The sequence below is a fragment of the Paraburkholderia sp. SIMBA_053 genome, from assembly GCF_046534895.1.
Classification (GTDB): domain Bacteria; phylum Pseudomonadota; class Gammaproteobacteria; order Burkholderiales; family Burkholderiaceae; genus Paraburkholderia; species Paraburkholderia caledonica.
In genome coordinates this window covers 1-266 of record NZ_JAWRXU010000823.1, presented here as the reverse complement: position 1 = coordinate 266, position 266 = coordinate 1, and the positions used below count along the sequence as shown (strand labels likewise).

1 protein-coding gene is annotated in these 266 nt (G+C 65.4%); it reads left to right on the top strand.

Features of this window, described 5'->3' with window-relative positions:
* A partial coding sequence (locus SB753_RS37870) for a 3-hydroxyacyl-CoA dehydrogenase NAD-binding domain-containing protein (protein WP_410805262.1) occupies positions 1-266 on the top strand: 266 nt, incomplete at both ends.

Sequence of the window (266 nt, the reverse complement as noted above, 5' to 3'; positions counted from 1 at the left end):
CGGGCGCGCGTGGGCGATTGTGTTCGCGCGCAGCGGCTTCCGGGTGAAGCTGCACGACGCCTCGCAAGACATGCTGAGGGACGCTGTCCCGGCCATTCGCGAAAGCGTGCAGGACCCCGCGTCGTTCGATCTGATCGACGAGCCGGTGGATGCGCTCGTCGCGCGCATCACAACATGCGAGACCCTTGCCGAAGCGGTCGCAGAGGCGGATCTCGTGCAGGAGAACATTGCCGAAATCGTCGACGTGAAGCGCACGCTCTTTGCGC